Source organism: Rhizobacter terrae (assembly GCF_003852895.1).
Lineage (GTDB): Bacteria > Pseudomonadota > Gammaproteobacteria > Burkholderiales > Burkholderiaceae_C > Albitalea > Albitalea terrae.
In genome coordinates this window covers 510,271-529,347 of the sequence record NZ_QUSW01000001.1, presented here as the reverse complement: position 1 = coordinate 529,347, position 19,077 = coordinate 510,271, and the positions used below count along the sequence as shown (strand labels likewise).

General features: G+C 66.9%; 17 protein-coding genes. 10 read left to right on the top strand and 7 right to left on the bottom strand.

Features of this window, described 5'->3' with window-relative positions; translation table 11 throughout:
* Positions 1-109 precede the first annotated feature (109 nt).
* The 5 genes from DZC73_RS02380 to ald all read left to right on the top strand — a co-directional run bounded on the left by DZC73_RS02380 (position 110) and on the right by ald (position 6,358).
* Positions 110-1,150 carry a putative 2-aminoethylphosphonate ABC transporter substrate-binding protein gene (locus tag DZC73_RS02380; RefSeq protein WP_124538588.1) on the top strand — a complete coding sequence of 347 codons (1,041 nt, stop codon included), beginning with the start codon at positions 110-112 and terminating at the stop codon, positions 1,148-1,150.
* A gap of 47 nt (positions 1,151-1,197) precedes the next feature.
* A complete protein-coding gene (locus DZC73_RS02375) occupies positions 1,198-2,592 on the top strand; it encodes a glutamine synthetase family protein (protein ID WP_124538587.1) in 1,395 nt (464 codons plus the stop codon).
* Positions 2,593-2,595: 3 nt separating this feature from the next.
* Positions 2,596-3,729: an iron-containing alcohol dehydrogenase gene (locus tag DZC73_RS02370; protein WP_124538586.1), complete on the top strand. Its 1,134-nt coding sequence runs from the start codon at positions 2,596-2,598 to the stop codon at positions 3,727-3,729.
* 5 nt (positions 3,730-3,734) lie between these two features.
* A complete protein-coding gene (locus DZC73_RS02365; RefSeq protein ID WP_124538585.1) occupies positions 3,735-5,108 on the top strand; it encodes an aldehyde dehydrogenase family protein in 1,374 nt (457 codons plus the stop codon).
* Between the two features lie 134 nt (positions 5,109-5,242).
* The gene (ald, locus tag DZC73_RS02360; protein WP_124538584.1) at positions 5,243-6,358 is read left to right on the top strand and encodes an alanine dehydrogenase; all 1,116 of its coding nucleotides are present in this window, start codon (positions 5,243-5,245) and stop codon (positions 6,356-6,358) included.
* A gap of 6 nt (positions 6,359-6,364) precedes the next feature.
* On the opposite strand, the gene DZC73_RS29580 is transcribed toward ald, so the two are convergent.
* The 7 genes from DZC73_RS29580 to DZC73_RS02330 form a co-directional block, all read right to left on the bottom strand.
* Positions 6,365-7,222, bottom strand: coding sequence for a Kelch repeat-containing protein (locus tag DZC73_RS29580; RefSeq protein ID WP_161974422.1), 858 nt, complete (start codon positions 7,220-7,222; stop codon positions 6,365-6,367).
* 98 nt (positions 7,223-7,320) lie between these two features.
* Complete coding sequence (locus DZC73_RS29575) at positions 7,321-7,782, bottom strand: hypothetical protein (RefSeq protein WP_161974421.1); 462 nt, start codon at positions 7,780-7,782, stop codon at positions 7,321-7,323.
* Between the two features lie 86 nt (positions 7,783-7,868).
* Complete coding sequence (locus tag DZC73_RS02350) at positions 7,869-10,613, bottom strand: TonB-dependent receptor (RefSeq protein WP_161974420.1); 2,745 nt, start codon at positions 10,611-10,613, stop codon at positions 7,869-7,871.
* Between the two features lie 163 nt (positions 10,614-10,776).
* Entirely contained in the window at positions 10,777-11,514 is a 738-nt protein-coding gene (locus tag DZC73_RS02345; RefSeq protein ID WP_124538581.1) for a response regulator transcription factor, read from the bottom strand.
* On the bottom strand, positions 11,496-12,410 hold the full coding sequence (locus DZC73_RS02340; RefSeq protein WP_124538580.1) for an AraC family transcriptional regulator: 915 nt from the start codon (positions 12,408-12,410) through the stop codon (positions 11,496-11,498). The genes DZC73_RS02345 and DZC73_RS02340 overlap by 19 nt, the downstream gene beginning before the upstream one ends.
* 71 nt (positions 12,411-12,481) lie before the next feature.
* Positions 12,482-12,916 (bottom strand): MarR family winged helix-turn-helix transcriptional regulator, encoded by a 435-nt coding sequence (locus DZC73_RS02335; protein WP_124538579.1) that lies wholly within the window; start codon positions 12,914-12,916, stop codon positions 12,482-12,484.
* Between the two features lie 73 nt (positions 12,917-12,989).
* A complete protein-coding gene (locus DZC73_RS02330) occupies positions 12,990-13,802 on the bottom strand; it encodes an IclR family transcriptional regulator (RefSeq protein ID WP_124538578.1) in 813 nt (270 codons plus the stop codon).
* Between the two features lie 79 nt (positions 13,803-13,881).
* On the opposite strand from DZC73_RS02330, the gene DZC73_RS02325 reads away from it, so the two are divergent.
* The 5 genes from DZC73_RS02325 to glnL all read left to right on the top strand — a co-directional run bounded on the left by DZC73_RS02325 (position 13,882) and on the right by glnL (position 19,012).
* Entirely contained in the window at positions 13,882-14,754 is an 873-nt protein-coding gene (locus DZC73_RS02325) for an EI24 domain-containing protein (RefSeq protein WP_124538577.1), read from the top strand.
* Positions 14,751-15,545, top strand: a complete 795-nt coding sequence (locus DZC73_RS02320) for a competence/damage-inducible protein A (protein ID WP_124538576.1) — start codon at positions 14,751-14,753, stop codon at positions 15,543-15,545. The genes DZC73_RS02325 and DZC73_RS02320 overlap by 4 nt, the downstream gene beginning before the upstream one ends.
* A gap of 245 nt (positions 15,546-15,790) precedes the next feature.
* Entirely contained in the window at positions 15,791-17,209 is a 1,419-nt protein-coding gene (gene glnA / locus DZC73_RS02315) for a type I glutamate--ammonia ligase (RefSeq protein ID WP_124538575.1), read from the top strand.
* Positions 17,210-17,387: 178 nt separating this feature from the next.
* Positions 17,388-17,885 (top strand): hypothetical protein, encoded by a 498-nt coding sequence (locus DZC73_RS02310; protein WP_124538574.1) that lies wholly within the window; start codon positions 17,388-17,390, stop codon positions 17,883-17,885.
* Positions 17,882-19,012, top strand: a complete 1,131-nt coding sequence (glnL, locus tag DZC73_RS02305) for a nitrogen regulation protein NR(II) (protein ID WP_124538573.1) — start codon at positions 17,882-17,884, stop codon at positions 19,010-19,012. The genes DZC73_RS02310 and glnL overlap by 4 nt, the downstream gene beginning before the upstream one ends.
* Positions 19,013-19,077: the final 65 nt, after the last annotated feature.

Here is a 19,077-nt window from a genome sequence, read left to right as displayed (position 1 = left end):
GAAGGGCGCATCGTCATCATGGGGCCATCATAGAGACATCCGGGGTCTTCGGTTGACGTTCGTGACGCCATGCCTACACTGGGTCGCACCGGATTCCCTGGAGGCAGCAATGGCATGGTCCTGGCGACGGCCGGCATGGGGCGTGGCGATGTTCGCCGCCTTGTGCCCGGCCGCCTTTGCTCAGCGCACGCAGCTCGTGGTGTACACCGCCCTGGAACCTGACCAGGTGAAGGCCTATGCGGCGGCCTTTGCCCGCAGCCAGCCCGACATCGACATCAAGTGGGTGCGCCACCCCAACGGCGTGATCACCGAAATGCTGCTGGACGAACGCTCCGCGCCCCAGGCGGACGTGGTGATGGGCGTGGCGGCCACCAGCCTCGCGGTGCTGGACAAGCGCGGCGTGCTGCTGCCCTACGCTCCGGCACACCTGGAGAACATCTCCGCGCAATACCGCGACCGCAAGAACCCGCCGGCGTGGTGGGGCATGGACGTGTGGGGCGCGGCGATCTGCTTCAACACCGTGGAGGCCGCGCGCCGCAACATTCCCAGGCCGGAGACCTGGAAGGACCTCGCCCGCCCGGTGTACCGCGGCGTGGTGGTGATGCCCAGCCCGGTGTCCTCGGGCACCGGCTTCTTCGACGTGACGGCCTGGCTCACGCTCTTTGGCGATGACAGCGGCAAGGGCGGCGGCTGGCAGTTCATGGACGCGCTGCACAGCAACGTGTCGCAGTACACCGCCTCGGGCTCCAAGCCCTGCACCATGGCCTCCACCGGTGACGCGGTGGTGGGCATCAGTTTCGAATACCGCGGCAACACCAACAAGGCCAAGGGCGCGCCGATCGACCTCGTGTTCCCCAGGGAAGGGCTGGGCTGGGACCTGGAGTCCCTGGCCATCGTCAAGGGCACGCGGCGCGTGGCGGCGGCCAAGCTGCTGGCCGACTGGGCCTCGAGTCCGGAGGCAATGACGCTGTACGGCCGCAACTTCGCCATCACCGCGCAGCCGGGCATGGCCGAGGCGCTGCCCAACATCCCGCACGACTATGAACGGCGCCTGGTGAAGATGGACTTCGGCTGGGCGGCGGACAACCGCGACCGCATCCTCGCGGAATGGACGCGGCGGTACGGCGCCAAATCGGAGTCACAGAAGTAGGGTACACCTCCGCCCATCCGCGACCCGGGCTCCACGAAAGGCTGCGCATGCCACGCGAACCGAGTTCCTCGAAGAAGTCCGGCGACCATCCGGCGCTGGCGGCAGTGCGCAGCAGCGAGGCCGGCAAGGTCAAGGTGGCGGTGAGCGACATCGACGGCGTGCTGCGCGGCAAGTACCTGCACCCTGACAAGTTCTTCAGCGCGGCAAGGCCACATCCGGATGGCGGTTTCGGCTTTTGCGACGTGGTGTTCGGCTGGGACAGCAGCGACACCTGCTACGACAACACCACGCTCACCGGCTGGCACCACGGCTTTCCCGATGCACTCGCGCGCATCGACCTGGACACCTTCCGCCACGTGCCCTGGGACGGCCGCGTGCCATTCTTCCTCGGCGAGTTCGTGGGTCCCGATGGATCGCCATCGCCCATCTGCCCGCGCCAGACCCTGCGCCGCGTGCTGGCCCGGGGCGCGAAGCTGGGCCTGCAGGCAATGTGCGGCGTGGAGTTCGAGTGGTTCAATTTCGCCGAGACGCCGCAGAGCTGGGCGGCGAAGAAGGGCTTCGGGCCTGAGCCCATCACCCCGGGCATGTTCGGCTACTCGCTGCTGCGCATGAATCACCAGCGCGAGTACTTCAATGCGCTCATGGACGAGATGCGCGAGTTCGGCGTGCCCATCGAAGGGCTGCACACCGAGACGGGGCCGGGCGTGTACGAGGCGGCCATCCTCTTCTCGGAAGCGCTGGAGGCGGCCGACCGCGCCATCCTCTTCAAGACCGGCGCGAAGGAGATCGCCGCGCGCTTCGGCATCATGCCCAGCTTCATGGCCAAGTGGAGCGCGCAGTACCCGGGCTGCAGCGGGCACATCCACCAGAGCCTGAGCGACGGCAAGCGCAACGTGTTCTTCGACGCGAAGGCGCCGCGCACCATGAGCCGCGTGTTCGAGAGCTACCTGGCCGGGCAGGTTGCCTGCCTCATGGAATTCGCGCCGATGTTCTGGCCCACCGTCAACAGCTACAAGCGGCTGGTGGACGGCTTCTGGGCGCCGGTGAAACCCACCTGGGGCGTGGACAACCGCACCGCAAGCTTCCGGGTGATCGCCGGGAGTGCCAAGTCGACGCGGCTGGAGACGCGCTGCCCGGGGGCGGACATCAACCCGTACCTGGCCATGGCTGCTGTCCTGGCGGCCGGCCTGCACGGCGTGGAGAAGGGCTTGAAGCTCACCACGCCGCCGATCACCGGCACCAACCAGGGCGCGGAGGACATCCCCCGTGCGCCGCGCACCCTGATCGAGACCACGCGGATCTTCCGCGACTCGGCCATCGCGCGCGACTGGCTGGGCGACGACTTCGTCGACCACTTCGCCGCCACCCGGGACTGGGAATGGCGGCAGTGGCTGGACGGCGTCACCGACTGGGAATTGAAACGCTACTTCGAGATCATCTGAGTCATGAGCATCAATGGGTTTTCGTTTCCCACCGCGATCCGCTTCGGTGCCGGCGCGCGGCGCGAGGTGGCCGAGCACCTGTTGGCGCAGGGCTGCCAGCGTCCGCTGCTCGTCACCGACAGGGCATTGGCCACCTTGCCCCTGCTGAAGGAGTTCCGCTCGCACCTGCAGGGGCTGGACGTTGTGGTGTTCGATGGTGTCTTCGGCAATCCCACCGGCAGCCAGGTGATGGCCGGGGCCGCGGCGTTCAAGGCGCATCGTGCGGACTGCGTGATCGGCTTCGGCGGCGGCGCGGCGCTGGACGTGTCCAAGCTCGTCGGCCTGATGGCGGTGCATGAGGGCGATGTGATGGAGTACGTGTGGGACCACCCGCAGGTGCGTTCCATCACGCAGCCCCTGCCGCACTTCGTGGCCTTGCCGACGACCGCGGGCACAGGCTCCGAAGTGGGGCGCTCCAGCGTCGTGTCCGACGATGTGTCGCATGTGAAGCGCGTGGTGTTCTCGCCGAAGATCCTCGCCAAGGCGGTGTTCGCCGACCCCGAACTCACGCTGGGCCTGCCGGCCGCGGTGACGGCTGCCACGGGCATGGACGCGCTCACGCACAACATCGAGAGCTACTTGTCGCCCGCCTATCACCCGCTGTGCGACGGCATCGCGCTGGAGGGGGCGCGCATCGCAGCCAGGGCCTTGCCGGTGGCGGTGAGCGAGCCCGCGAACATCGATGCCCGCAGCGACATGATGATGGCCTCGATGATGGGGGCCATCGCCTTCCAGAAGGACCTGGGGGCGGTGCATGCCTGCGCGCATGCGCTGGGCGCCGTTTGCGATCTGCACCATGGGCTGGCGAATGCCTTGATGATCGACACCGTGCTCGACTGGAACCGCGAGGCCGCGCCGCAGAAGTTCGATGAGCTGGCGCACGTGTGCGGCGTCGGCGGCGGTGGCGCGGCGTTCGTGGAATGGCTGCGCGTGCTCAAGCGGCGAGTGGGCATCACCGGCGGATTGGCGCAGCGTGGCGTGAAACCCGGGCAGATTTCGCAACTGGTGGAGATCGCGCAGGCCGACATCTGCCACCAGACGAATCCGCGGCCGTGCACGCCGGCGGACTTCGAGCGCTTCTTCAACGCGGCGATGTGATGGCCATGGATGCATTGACCATCGTGAACCCCGCGACCGGCGAGCACGTGGCCGAGATTGCTGCTGACAGCGCCGAAAGCGTGGCCGCAAAGGCCCGGCAGGCGCGTGCAGCCCAGCCGGCCTTCGCCGCGTGGCCGCTGGATCGCCGCAAGGACTGCATCGCCCGTTTCCGCGCACTGCTCGAAGCGGAGCTGGAGGTGCTGGCCACCACGCTCACGCGCGAGGTGGGCAAGCCCATCACGCAGTCGCGCAACGAGATCAAGGGGCTGCTCGGGCGCATCGATTTCTTCCTGGCCGAAGTCGACGGCACCATCGCCACCGAAACGGTGTTCAAGGACCACAGCATCGCCGAGCGCATCGGGCACGACCCGCTGGGCGTCATCGCCAACATCTCGGCGTGGAACTACCCGTACTTCGTCGGCGGCAACGTGTTCGTGCCTGCGCTGCTCACGGGCAATGCGGTGCTGTACAAACCCTCGGAGTTCTCGACGCTCACAGGACTGCACATCGCGCGGCTCCTGCATGAAAGCGGCATTCCGCAGGCGGTGTTCGTGCCTCTCGTCGGCGGGGCCTCGGTGGGGGCGGCGCTGCTGGACCAGCGCGTCGACGGCGTGTTCTTCACCGGGTCGAACGCGACCGGGCGCAGGATCGCCGAAGCCGCTGGGCCGCGCATGATCCGCATGCAGCTGGAGCTGGGCGGCAAGGATCCGACCTATGTCTGCGAGGATGCCGACATCGCCAACGCCGCCGCCTCGCTGGCCGATGGCGCGATGTACAACACCGGCCAGAGCTGCTGCTCGGTGGAACGGATCTACGTGCACGAGAAGGTGCATGACGAATTCGTTCAGGCCTTCGTCGAGACCGTGCGCGGCTTCAAGCTGGGCGATCCGATGGACGAGGCGACCTACATCGGCGCCATCACGCGGCGGCCCCAGCTGGACGTGCTCTCGGCGCAGGTGGCCGATGCCATCGCCAAGGGTGCGCGCCTGCTGCTTGGTGGTCACCGCATCGACAAGCCCGGCCACTGGTTCGAGCCCACGGTGATGGTCGGCGTCGACCACCGCATGGACCTGATGCGCGAAGAGAGCTTCGGCCCCGTCATCGGCATCCAGAAGGTGAGCGGCGACGACGAGGCGGTGGGCTTGATGAACGACACCCGCTACGGCCTGACCGCCGGCGTCTACACCCCCGACGAGGCACGGGCGCAGCGGCTGCTGTCGCGCGTGAACGCCGGCTCGGTCTACTGGAACTGCTGCGACCGGGTCAGTCCGCGCCTGCCGTGGTCGGGCGTGAATGAGTCGGGCATGGGGCTGACACTGTCCCGCCACGGCATCCTGGCCTTCACGCGGCCCAAGGCGTGGCACTTCCGCAGCCCGTAGTCAGATATCCGGTCTGCGATCCCGATTCTGGAGGGTTCGAGCCCGATTCAAGGGTTCCCCCGTGGCGCAAACCACAGGAAATGCGGCGAGGCGATTCCTAGACTGGAGGAACGCCAACATTCCTGGAGACGGTCATGCGCGTGGGTGTGCCCAAGGAGATCAAGGTTCAGGAGCACCGCGTCGGCCTCACGCCGATGGCCGTGCGGGAGTACGTCGCCAACGGGCACGAGGTGCTGGTGCAGACCGGCGCGGGCCTGGGCATCGGTGCCGATGACGCCGCCTATGTGACGGCCGGCGCACGCATCGCATCCACCGCGGACGAGGTGTTCGCGGGCACCGAGATGATCGTCAAGGTCAAGGAGCCGCAGCCCGCCGAGTGGAAGATGCTGCGGCGCGGGCAGATCCTCTTCACCTACCTGCACCTTGCGCCGGATCCGGAACAGGCGCACGGCCTGCTCGAATCGGGTTGCACCGCGGTGGCCTACGAGACGGTGACCGACGAGCGCGGCGGCCTGCCGCTGCTGGCGCCGATGAGCGAAGTGGCCGGGCGGCTGGCCATCGAGGCCGCGGCCTTCTCGCTGCGCAAACCGGCCGGCGGCAAGGGCTTGCTGCTGGGCGGCGTGCCGGGCGTGACGCCGGCGCGGGTGGTCGTGATCGGCGGCGGCGTGGTCGGCACGCACGCGGCGCGCATGGCGGCGGGGCTGGGGGCGGAGGTCACCATCCTGGATCGCTCCATTCCTCGCCTGCGCCAGCTCGACGAGCTGTTCCAGGGCCGGGCGCGCACGCGCTTCTCCAGCGTGGCGAATGTCGAAGACGAGGTGCTGCAGGCCGACGTGGTGATCGGCGCCGTGCTCATCCCCGGCGCCAGCGCGCCCAAGGTGGTCAGCCGGGCGATGCTCTCGCGCATGAAGCCGCGCAGCGTGCTGGTGGACGTGGCCATCGACCAGGGCGGCTGCTTCGAGACCTCGCGCCCGACCACGCACGATGCGCCGACCTACGAGGTCGACAACATCATCCACTACTGCGTGGCCAACATGCCCGGTGCCGTGCCGGCCACGTCCAGCCATGCGCTCAACCACGCGACGCTGCCCTTCGGCCTCGCACTGGCGGCCAAAGGCGAGAAGGCGATGGTGGACGACGCCCACCTGCGCAACGGATTGAACATCCACCGCGGGCGCATCACCTGCGCGCCGGTGGCCAAGGCCCTGAACATGCCGGCGGTGAGCGCCGAGTCGGCGCTGGGGATGTGACGCGGTTCAGCGCCCGCAAGGCGCGCTGAACGCCTCCACGATGGCCGAGCCCGCGGACTCATGGCTGCTGCCCGCGGCCCGGCTGCCACCGACGACGTAGACGCTGCCGTCTCGCACCACCGCGCGTGCGAAGTTGCGTGCCGTCGGCATGGAGGCGATGCGTGTCCACTCGCCTTTCGCCTCGTCCAGCCGCAAGGCCTCGGCGATGGTCGATTCCGTCGCCTGCGACTCGCCGCCGAAGAGATGGATGGCGCCGCAGTACGACACCGCGCCGGCCGTGCCGCGAGGAGGAATCGAGGGCATGGCCACCCACCGGTTGTTCGCTGCGTCGTAGCGGTAGACGTCGCCGAAATCCGATGGTCCGCTGCGGCCACCCACCGAGTACAGGACGCCGCCATGGACCACGGCGGCAGGGCTGCCCATCGATCGTGGCAAGGGCGCCAGCTCGGACCACTGCTGGGTGCTCGGATCGAACACCGTGTGGTCGGCAATGGTCGAGCGCGAGTTGCCGCCGCCGATCACGTGGATGCGTCCATCGAGCACCGCGGCCGCATGCCCGCCGCGTGGCGCGGGCAGGGCCGGGCCATCGCTCCAATTTCCGCTGATCGTGTCGAACACACGCACCTGCGACACGGGCACGTTGGTCGTCAGGTCGAAGCCGCCGATGAGGTAGATGCGCTCGCCGAGTGCCGCCGCGGCCGGAGCGTTCAGCCCGTTGGCGGGCAGTCGCGTGACGACGGTCCAGGCCTTGCCGTCGAAGCGTTCGACCTCGATGACAGGACGGCCTGAGGCGCCGGTGCCCGCGAGCGCGACGATGCCCGACGGCGTCGACACCACGGCATGTGCCGCGCGGCCGTGTTGCATCGATGGCGCGCTGCGCCATGTGCCGTCAATGGGTGCGTCCACCCATGCGCAGCCGACGACGGCCACGCTCGCGGTCACAGCCGCCGCCCAGGTCCGCATCACGGCGCGTGCCGCTTGTAGTGGATGCGCCAAAGCAGCTTCCAGGTCTTGCCGCCGTCGCCGGTGCTTTCCCAATCCCATGTGAACGTGTCCTTCCTGATGTCGTGGAACACCATGCGCTGGGCCGAAGGCTGGCCATTCTTCATCACGGTGTCGGTGATGAAGATTCGGCGGTCGCCCTCTGCCAGGCCGGTGAAGGAGAAGTACCCGCCCTGGTTGTCGACCCAGGACTGGCGCCACTGCCCCAGGAGCTGGTGCAGTACCGACAGTGAGCGCCCCTTGAGCGGCGGCGATGTGCCATCCGGCGTCTCCTCGAAGTTCTCTTCGAGCACCTTGCCGTCCAGGATCCGCCCGATGCGGTTGCGGCCCCGGCCGGGCTTGCCGTCCGTGCCGATCCATGAGGCGTCCCAGTCGCCGATCCAGAAATCGAACAGATCGGAAGCTTGTGCGGTCTGGGTCATGGTGGCGGTCTGCGCGTGAAGTGGCGGTGCGGTCACGAGCCAGGCCGCCGCCAACCATGATGCCAGTGCGTGTCTCGTGCTCACGTTCATTGGAAGGAGTAGCTCAGGTTCAGGTAGACGAAGCGTCCGCGCGGGTCGGCGTACTGCGGGTCGTAGCCGGCCTGGAAGGACACCTGGCCGCCTGCGTTGGTGTAGGGCGGGTCACGGTCGAAGATGTTCTTCATGCCCAGCGTGAGCCGCAGGTTCTTGATGCCGCTGTACTGCACTTGCGCGTCGTAGATTTCGTAAGGCCCCACGTTCGCGGTTTCACCGGTGATGCTGCTTGGGAAGTCGGTGTAGCCGCTTTGCCAGTTCTGTGCCACGGTGAAGTTCCACGGGCCGCGCGCCAGGTTCACCGAAAGGTAGGTCTTCAGCCGCGGGATGATGCCCCCTGTCGCGCCGTTCACGAGGTTGATGTTGGGCGCAAAGCTGCCGTCGATGTTCTCCGTGTCGTACTTGGTGAAATAGGTGCCGCTGTAGCCCACCGTGACGCGGCCGAGCGCCGTGTCGGGGATGCGCAGCTTGGCGTCGAAGTCCACGCCGGCCAGCTTGGTCTTGCCCAGGTTGATGTTGGTCGTGTTGATCTGCGTGATAGGCCCGGGCAGCGTCGGGAAGGCCGGGTCCACCGGGCCGCGGGTGATGAGGTAGCCGTACTTGGTCAAGTCCGTCAGTACCACCGCCGGCGTGATGCCGTTGACGATGGTGTCCTTCAGGTTGATCTTGAAGGCGTCCACCGCCACCGACAGGTTGGCTGTCGGCTCGAACACGAGACCCAGCGTGGCGCTGCGCGATGTCTCCGGCTTGAGCGTGGTGTTGCCGCCGTTGAGCGTGGTGAACTGGGTGGCGCAATCCTTCACGCCGTCGCCGGTGGTGGGGCAGCGCGCCGGGTCGCTGAGCCCCGGCGGCGTCACGCCGGTGGTGTTGGGCAGGTACAGGTCCTGCAGGCTGGGTGCGCGAAAGCCCTCGCCCAGCGAGCCGCGCAGCAGCAATTGCCGGGTCGGCTGCCAGCGCAGGGTGAACTTCGGTGTCGTGGAATTGCCCACGCCCTGGTAACGGTCGTGGCGGACTGCCGCTCCCGCTTCCAGGCTCTTGAAGACGGGCACGCTCACCTCGGCGAAGATGGCCTTCACGTCCCGTGACCGGTCGGTGACGAGGAAGTTGCCCCCGTAACCGGCGATGTCGCCGGTCTGGATGGTGGGGTCGGGTTGGAAGAGGTATTTTTCCTTGCGCGCTTCCACGCCGAAGGCCGCAGCCAGCGCGCCGGCGGGCATCTGCAGCAGTTCCTTCGAGGCCTTGGCCTGCAGGCTGTCGATGCTCGACTTGATGTGGAAGGCCTCGCCGTGGAAGTTGGTCGCGCGCAGCGCGGCCTCAACGGCCGGATCGCTCGCGCCGAATGGGTTCACCGTGCCGCTGTTGAGCAGCGGCAAGATGGCCGAGAGCGACGGGAAACCGTCGTTCACGAGTTCGCTCACGCGACTTTCCGAATGCAGGAAGCCGCCGTCCACATCCCAGCCGGCGGCACTGCCCTTGACGCCGAAGGCCAGGCGCGGGGCTTCGGACACGTCGGTGATGTCGCGGTTGCCGTTGACGGCCGCGCGGTAGCGAACCAGCAGGTCCGGCGTGGGGCCGCCCGTGATCGACACCACCTGCGCGGTCGGGTAGTAGGGGCTCGACGGCTTGAGGAGGAAGGTCGACACGCCGTTGTAGGGTGCCACGTTGAACAGCGGGTGGTTGGGTGGCAGCGCGAACTGGTCCGACAGCGGCACCGGCTGGATGATGTTGTTCTGCTTGTTGCGGTTGTACGAGGCTTCGAGGTAGGCCTCCATGTCGTTGTTCAGTGCGTACTTGAAGGATGCGAACACGCTCGTGCGTTCCGACTCGGGCACCAGCTGCACCAGCGGTGACGGGTCGAAGCGGCAACCGTTGGGCGAAAGGAATGGGCTCTTGATCGCATACGGTCCCGGACACAGCGGGCTGCTCGGGTTGTAGGTGCCGAAGGATCCGTCGGCTGCGGCGAAGTTGGCCGGGAAGGTGTTGCCTGACGTGGTGTCGTTGCCGTGGCCCACGTTGATGCCCGTGCTCGAGAAGCTGCGGTCGCGGCCGAACAGCGGCGCTTCCTTCTGCAAGGAGGCCACGAACATCACGTTGTAGCGGTCCTGCGCGAGATTGCCGGCGCCCCAGGTCGCGGCCATGCGCTGCACGCTGGCGCCGCCGTCGGCCGTGTCACCGTAGTTGGCGGTGATTTCGCCGCCGGTGAAGTCGCGCCGCAGGATGAAGTTGATGACACCGGCCACCGCGTCGGAGCCGTACACGGCCGAGGCGCCGTCCTTGAGCACTTCCACGCGCTCGATGGCCGACAGCGGGATGCTGTTCACATCCACCGACACCGAGTCGCCGGTGAAGCCGATGCCGTAGGGCGCGATGCGCCGGCCGTTGAGCAGCACCAGCGTACGGATGGAGGTGAGGCCGCGCAGCGACACCGACGAGATGCCGCCGGTGGTGGAGCCCGACACCGACGAGGCGGTGAGGCCGCCCGAGCTGGACACCGCGCTCACGGTCTGCAGCAACTGTTCGACGTTGGATGCGCCGGTGCGCTGGATCTCCTCGCGAGAGATGACCTGCACCGGCAAGGCCGTCTCGGCCTCGATGCGCTTGATCGACGAGCCGGTGATCTCCACGCGTTCGAGCTGCTGCGGCTGCGCCTGCGCGAGCACGACGGTGGGTTTGAGAGCGAAGACCCCTGCGAGCGCAGGCACAAGCAGTGCCGCGACCTGTCTGGCTTTGAGCTTCATCATCACTCCGCAATGGTTGAATGTGGTGAGGCCAGACTACGTGGGCGAGTCACGCGGCGTGTTGCAGTTCTTGCGAATTTGCTCGGCGTGCGCCGATGCCGCCACAGAGCGCGCGCCGCTGAAACGGGACTGAAACAATGTCACGCTGCGCTGGTGTCGCGGATCACTCCACCCACTGCGGATACCGCACCGGCACGTCCTCCGATTGACGCTGCGGGTCATGCACCGACAGGCAATAACCGCGGCCATAGACCGTGTCCAGCCGCAGGCTCGCGATGCCCTGGTCGCGCAGCTTCTTGCGGATGCGGTAGATGTGGACGTCGGCGCTGCGGCCCACCTCTGTCATCGGTCCGCGCAGCGCACGGGCGATGGTCTCGCGGTGCACGAACTGGCCGGCGCGTGATGCCAGCACGAACAGCAGCTCGAACTGGTGAGTGGTGAGCTCCAGCGGCACGCCATTGACGGTGGCGCGTCCGCGGCGCGCATGCATCACCAAAGGACCGACAGTGATCTCGGAAGCCTCGTCCTCGGGCTCGCGCACGCCGACCTCGATGAGCCGCCTGAGCTTGGCCGCGATGAGCCTCGTCGAGGCCGGCATGGTCACGATTTCCGTGGCACCGGACTCGAGGCTCGCGATCTGTTCCTGCTCGTCCCTGGCGGTGGACAGCAGCATCAACGGGATGTGCGAGCGCAGCTGCAGCCGGCGCAGCATCGGCAAGACGCCCGGGCCAATGGCGTCCGCGTCCAGCACCACGGCGTCGAAGCTCCACTGGCGCATCACGGTCATGGCCGTCTCGCACGATTCGACGACGTAGGGCTTGAAGCCGAAGGCGGGGAAGTCCCGCTGGATGGACTGTGAGAGCCTGGCGTCGCGCTCGATGATCAAGCTGAGGTATGGCATGGCGTGTGGTCGGCAGTGCGGGTGGCGTGCATGGGCGTGTCCAAACGGTTGCGCAAAGCAACGCCGCCGGCACCGCGCTGCTTGCGCAGGTGGCGAAACAGCGACGAGCGGGTTCCGAAGCCTGAGCGCTGCGCGATGTCGTTCAGGTCCAGCTGCGTGTGCAGCAGCAGCCGCTCGGCAACGGCCAGCCGCTTGCTCAGCAGATAGGCATGTGGTGTCGAACCCAGCACCTGGCGGAACAGCCGCACGAGGTGGAAGCGCGACAGCCGCGCCGCGCCGGCGATGTCGCCCAGCGTGATGGGCTGCTCATGGTTGCTGAGGATGAAGTCGGTGGCCAGCAGCACGCGGCGAAGCAGCTCCAGCCGCGTGGCCGGCTTGACACTGCCGATGCCCAGCCCCGCATGGCGCACCTCGCGTTCGAGGTCGAGCACGCCGTCCAGGAGCGCGAGTGCCTGCTCTTCGATCCAGCTGTCGTCTTCGTCGCCGGCGTTCACGCGCTGCACGAGTCGGCGCAACTGCAGGCTCAGCGCGTCGCCGTGCGGCCGCAGGTGCTCGAGCAGGCCGAGGTCGCGTTCGGCGCCGTCTTCCAGCGCGCCGCGCAGTGCCTGCTTGACCAGCTCGTCGCCGAAGAAAGCGGCGAAGGGCTGCACCCACGATTCGCCTTCGTAGATGCTGGACGCCGGGTCGCCGCCCTTCAGGATGAGGTAGGCGTCCTCGTCCAGCGTGAGCCGGCGCTGCCGGAAGTGGTGGTGCTCCAGGCCGCGCTGCATGGCCTTGATGCACAGCCGCCGGTCCACCGGCCCGGGGCTGGACGGCCGGCACTGGCACGCGAGCAGGGTGACCGATGCGCCGTGGCCCTGGCTTCGAAAGGTGTCGATGTCGCGCACGATCAGCATCGTGGGTCCTGGCATCGGTTGGCGGATGAAATGCGGTTTACATGCATATACATCTTTCTGGCCAAAAAAAATCAACTCACGGCGCGGGTCAGCTTGATCAGTTGCGAGTTCATCTGCTTGAGCGTGCCGTCGAGCACGGCGGCGACCTGCGCCTGCGCCCGCTGCCACACTGGCAGGGCACGCCCGAAGATGTCGCGGCCGTCGTCCGTGAGCGTGGGCAGCCGCTGGCGGCGGTCTTCGCCCACGTCCATGGCGACCCAGCCGCGTGCTTCAAGCACCCGCAGGTTGCGCAGCAGGGCGGTCTCGTCCATCGCGATGCGCCGGGCGATGTCTTTCACCGTCGAGTCCGGCATGCCTGCCACCGCCCACAACACGGCCAGCTGGCTCGCCTGGATACCGATGGGACGCAGGTGGCTGTCGTAGACGCTGGTGACCGCCCGCGAAGCCATGCGCAGATTGCCGCAGACGCAATCGAGGCCCCTGCTGGCGTAGTGGTCGACATCCATGGAAAAAGTATAGCTGCGTATGCAGGCATCACGGACCCGCACAGACCCTGAGCCGGGTGGCGCCTTCAGCGCTTCAGGACTTGTGCTGCAACATGCGCGAGATGTCCTGCGCAGCCGCCCGCAGCTTGGGCAGGAAGTTCTCCACCATGTAGGCCGGCGACGTGCGGTTCACCTGCCCGCTGATGTTCATCGCCGCGATTGCGCGCCCCGCACGGTCGCGGATGGGCGCTGACAGCGACACCAGGCCTTCCTCCAGCTCCTGGTCCACAAGGCACCAGCCCTGCTCACGCACCTTCACCAATTGCTCCTTGAGCGCTGCGGTGTCGACGATGGTCCGCTCCGTGCGCCGCACCGGTGGCACGTCCTGCAGCAGCTGGTCCAGCGTGCGGCCATCCAGCTCGGCCAGCAGCGTGCGGCCCATGGACGTGCAATAGGCCGGCAGCCGGCTGCCGATGCCCAGGTTGATGCTCATGATCTTGTGCGTGGGAATGCGCAGCACGTACACCACGTCCGCACCGTCGAGCACTGCGGCCGAGCACGACTCCTTCACGTCCTCGACCAGCCGTTCCATCACCGGCTCGGCCAGGTTCCACAGCGGCAGTGACGAGAGGTACGCGAAGCCGAGGTCGAGGATGCGCGGTGCCAGGCTGAACTGCCGGCCGTTGCTGCGCACGTAGCCCAACCCTTCCAGCGTGAGCAGGATGCGGCGCGCGCCCGCGCGGGTGAGTCCTGTGCGCTGTGCGACTTCCGACAGCGTCTGCTGGGGCGCCTGCGCACTGAACGAACGGATGACTTGCAGCCCTCGTGCGAAGGACTGGACGTAGGTGTCGCCGGGCCGCGGCGCCTCGGCGGGCGCGGGGACGGTCGGGTTCTCGTGATCAGGCATGGCCCAGTCTATCTCCGCATGCAGCGGCGGCCATACGGTGCGACGCTAACATCCAAGGGATTCAACTGGAGGGCAATGCATGGCAAAGGATGTGGTCTCGCGGCTGGCCGACTCGCTGTGGCGGGCCGCGGCCTACTGCCTGCATCCCGTGGTCATCGTGCTGTCGTTCATGCCGGTGCTCATCATGGGCGCGGCCGCCTGGTTCCTGGCGCGCTTCTACTGGGAAGACGCGTTGGACGCGGTGATGGGCTGGGAGATCATCAAGCAGATCAACAACCTGCTCGCGGGCATCGGGCTGGCCAAGTTGCACACGCTCGTGGGCCAGCTCGTCGTGGTGATGCTCGCCACGCCGGTCATCGTCGTGGGCTCGCTGCTGCTGGTGACGGCGATGATGGCGCCGTGGATGGTCAAGCTCGTCGCCAGGCGACGCTTCCCGGCGCTGGAGAAATTGCGCGGCGGCACCATCGTCGGCAGCGTCTTCCATGCGTTGTGGGTGACCGCGGTGGCGGCGGTGGTGCTGGTGGTGTCCATGCCGCTGTGGCTCATCCCGCCGCTCATCCTCATCCTGCCGCCGGTGATTTGGGGCTGGCTGACCTACCGGGTGATGAGCTACGACGTGCTGGCTGACCACGCGACCCGCCAGGAGCGGCGCGAGATCGTGCGTGCGCACCGCTGGACGCTCCTGGGCATGGGTGTGCTGTCGGGTTACGTGAGCATGCTGCCGTCGATGGTGTGGGGCATCGGCGCCGCGCTCATCTATGCGCCCTTCGTCATCATGGCCGCCATCTGGATCTACACGCTGGTCTTCGCCTTCACAGGCCTGTGGTTCGGCCACTACCTGCTGTCGGCGCTGGCCGATCTTCGCGAGTTCCATGCACGCGAGGCGAAGACGCGGCAGGAAGCCTTGCCGCCGGCCATTGACGTGCCCATCGAGGTATTGCCCCTGCCATGAACTTCGGACTGATCATCATCGGCGACGAAATCCTCTCGGGGAAGCGCCAGGACAAGCACATGCCGCGCGTCATCGAGATGCTGGCGGCGCGGGGGCTGATGCTCTCGTGGGTGCGCTACGTGGGCGACCACCGCGAGAGCATCACCGCCAACCTGCGCGATGCCTTCGCCAGCGGCGACGTGGTGTTCTCGTGCGGCGGCATCGGCGCGACGCCGGACGACCACACGCGCCAGTGCGCTGCGGCGGCGCTTGGACGGCCGCTGGCGCTGCATCCGCAGGCCAAGCTGCTCATCACCGAACGTGCGCGGGAGATGGCTGCGCAGCAAGGGACGGCGCTCGACGAGGATCACCCGGACATGCACCGCCGCCTGGAGATGGGCGAGTTCCCCGAGGGCGCGGACATCGTGCCCAATCCGTTCAACAAGATCCCCGGCTTCACCGTGGGCGAGGTGCATTTCGTCCCGGGCTTCCCGGTGATGGCCCACCCGATGATCGAGTGGCTGCTCGACCACCGCTATGGTCACCTGCATCGCAAGAACGAGTGGCAGGAGCGCTCGGTCATCGTCTACGGCTCGATGGAGGCGACGCTCACGCCGCTGATGGAAGAGATCGAGGCGCAGTTCGACGGCGTGAAGGTGTTCAGCCTGCCGAGCGTGGACCACCCGCAGCACGGCCGGCACATCGAGCTGGGCGTGAAGGGCCGGCCCGAGCAGCTCGATGCGGCCTATCCGGCGCTGATCCAGGGGCTGGGCCGCTACCCGGTCCAGTTGGGCCCGGAACTGGTGCGTTGAGGGATGACTGATTGCACTTGAATGGTGCAATCAAATGTCCTATTGTGGTGCGCAATGCCGGGCGAAGCGCGCACATTCCCTGGCATCCCGTCGTCGCTGCACCGGGCCGTGCAACACCCTCTATGACTCAGGGTCTCCGGCATGCTTTCTGCTACATTCCTGTGCGCATTTTTAAGGCACTCCAGCCAGTGCCTGCGGATGTCGTCCCACCACCCAACAAATAGCGTCCAGCTAGGAGATTTTTGATGGCAGCCAAGACCGTCGCCGACGTGATGAAGTTGGTGTCGGAAAACGAAGTCAAGTTTGTCGACTTCCGCTTCACCGACACCCGCGGCAAAGAGCAACACGTGACCGTGCCCCTGTCGCACTTCGATGAAGACAAGTTCACGTCGGGCCATGCCTTCGACGGTTCTTCGATTGCCGGCTGGAAGGGCATCGAAGCGTCCGACATGCTGCTGATGCCGGACCCCAACACCGCCAACATCGACCCGTTCTTCGAAGAACCCACCCTGATCCTCACCTGCGACGTGATCGAGCCGGGCGACGGCAAGCCCTACGAGCGTGACCCGCGCTCCCTGGCCAAGCGTGCCGAGGCGTACCTGAAGGCTTCGGGCATCGGCGACGCCGCCTTCTTCGGTCCGGAACCCGAGTTCTTCGTGTTCGACAGCGTGCGCTGGAACGTGGACATGTCCGGCTCCTTCTCCAAGGTCGAGTCCGAAGAGGCCGCCTGGAATTCGGGCAAGGAATACGAGCACGGCAACTCCGGCTACCGCCCCGCCGTCAAGGGCGGCTACTTCCCGGTTCCCCCGGTTGATTCGTTCCAGGACATGCGCTCCGAGATGTGCCTGATCCTCGAATCGCTGGGCGTGCCCGTCGAAGTGCACCACCACGAAGTGGCCAACGCCGGCCAGATGGAAATCGGCACGAAGTTCAGCACGCTGGTCCAGCGCGCTGACTGGCTGCAGATCCAGAAGTACGTCATCACGAACGTCGCCCACGCCTACGGCAAGACCGCGACCTTCATGCCCAAGCCCATCGTGGGCGACAACGGCTCCGGCATGCACGTTCACCAGTCCGTGTGGAAGGACGGCAAGAACCTGTTCGCCGGCGACGGCTACGCAGGCCTGAGCGAATTCGCGCTGTACTACATCGGCGGCATCATCAAGCACGCCCGCGCGCTGAACGCCATCACCAACCCCGGCACGAACTCGTACAAGCGCCTGGTGCCTGGCTTCGAAGCCCCGGTGAAGCTGGCCTACAGCTCGCGCAACCGCTCGGCCTCGATCCGCATCCCGTACGTGTCCAATCCGAAGGGCCGCCGCATCGAAGCGCGCTTCCCGGATCCCCTGTGCAACCCGTACCTGGGCTTCTCGGCCATGCTGATGGCCGGCCTGGACGGCGTGGAGAACAAGATCCACCCGGGCGAAGCCGCGACCAAGGACCTGTACCACCTGCCGCCGGAAGAGGATGCAAAGATCCCGACCGTCTGCCACAGCCTGGACCAGGCCCTCGACTACCTCGACAAGGACCGTGCCTTCCTGACCAAGGGCGGCGTGTTCACCGATGCGTACCTCGATGCGTACATCGACCTCAAGATGCAGGAAGTCACGCGTTTCCGCATGACGACCCATCCGGTCGAATTCGACATGTACTACGCCGCCTGATCGATTCATCGATCGGCACAGGCAGAAAGGGACGGCGCGAGCCGTCCCTTTTTTCGTTGATGCGGCCTTCGGACCTGCGGGCTTCCACGGCATCGTCAGGAATGACGCTTGTGCGCGACAATGCCCGGCGTCATCTCGAATGCAAGCGCTCGCGTTGACCGCCAAAGGAGTTCTCCGCATGAAACGTGTTGCCCTGTTCGGATTGAGCCTGGTCACCGCCACGCTGGCGCTGGCCCAGCAGCCGGGTCGGGAGGTCTACCGCTGCCCCGGCAACCCGGTGCTGTACACCGACGCCCTGTCAGCCAAGGAAGCCCGCGACAAGGGTTGCCGCACGCTGGAAGGAGCGCCCATCACCGTGGTGCAAGGCAGCAGGCCGCGGGGCGCGGCCTCCGGCCCCGCGACGCCGCGCACCGGCCCTGACCAGCGGGTGACGACAGAAGACCAGCGCGCCCGCGACAGCGATGCCCGCCGCATCCTGGAGAGTGAGCTCAAGCGCGAGGAAGAAAAGCTCGCCCAGATGCAGAAGGACTACAACGGCGGCCAGCCTGAGCGCAACGGCGACGAGAAAAACTACCAGAAGTACCTCGACCGCGTGGCGGAAATGAAAGCCGGCATCGCCCGCAAGGAAAGCGACATCGCCGCCATCCGGCGTGAACTGACCAAGCTGCCGCAGTGAAATCCAAGTCCCAGGCGGCCGGCGGCGACGCGCAGGTGGCCGCCGCCTTCACCGCACTCGATCACCTGGCCACCATGGTGGCCATCGTCCGCCCCGACGGGCACTGCGTGTTCGCCAACGCCGCCTTCGAGCACGTGCTGGGCCTGTCGCGCCGCAGCGTGCTGCGCGGCTCACTCTTCGACTGGTTCGTGGACCCGCAGCGGCTGCGCGACACCGTCACTGCGGTGATGCGCAACGACTACGCCACCAGCCGCCTCGAAGCGCAGCTCAAGCGTCCCGTGGGCGCGCATGGCGACGTGCTGCCGGTTCACGTCATCGTGAACCAGATGGACCGCGCGAATCCCTTCTCGGCCGATTCACCCAGCCGCGACACCGTGGTGGTGGAGCTGGTGGAGATCGAGCAGCAGACCCGGCAGGACCGCGAGGAGCGTGCGCTGGACCAGGCGCAGGCGAACAAGGAGCTCATCCGCAACCTCGCGCACGAGATCAAGAACCCGCTGGGCGGCATCCGAGGTGCGGCGCAATTGCTGGAGATGGAAGTCGAGTCGCGCGCGCTGACGGAGTACACGCAGGTCATCATCCAGGAGGCCGACCGGCTGCAGGCGCTGGTCGACCGGCTGCTCGCCCCGCACCGCAAGCCGCATGTGGTGAGCGACGTGAACATCCATGAGGTTTGCGAACGCGTGCGCTCGCTCATCCTCGCGGAGTTTCCGCGCGGCCTGACGGTGATGCGCGACTACGACATCTCCATTCCCGACTTCCGCGGCGACCGCGAGCAGCTCATCCAGGCGGTGCTCAACATCGCGCACAACGCGGCGCAGGCGCTGTCCGAGCGCATCGCCGTCGGTGACGCGTGCATTACTTTACGAACGCGCATCGCCCGTCAGGTCACTTTGGGCAAACAGCGCTATCGTCTGGCACTGGACTTGCATATCGAAGACAACGGCCCGGGGGTTCCCGAGTCGATCCGTGATCGCATCTTCTACCCGCTGGTGTCGGGGCGCGATGGCGGGTCGGGTCTGGGACTCACGCTGGCGCAGACCTTCGTGCAGCAACACCAGGGCATGATCGAATGCGAAAGCGTTCCCGGCAAGACGAACTTCAAGATCGTGATTCCGCTTCCCTGAGGCCACAAGCCGATGCTGCGGATGAGCGATCGGGGCAGCGAACGAGGCTGATCGCCTCAAGGGCA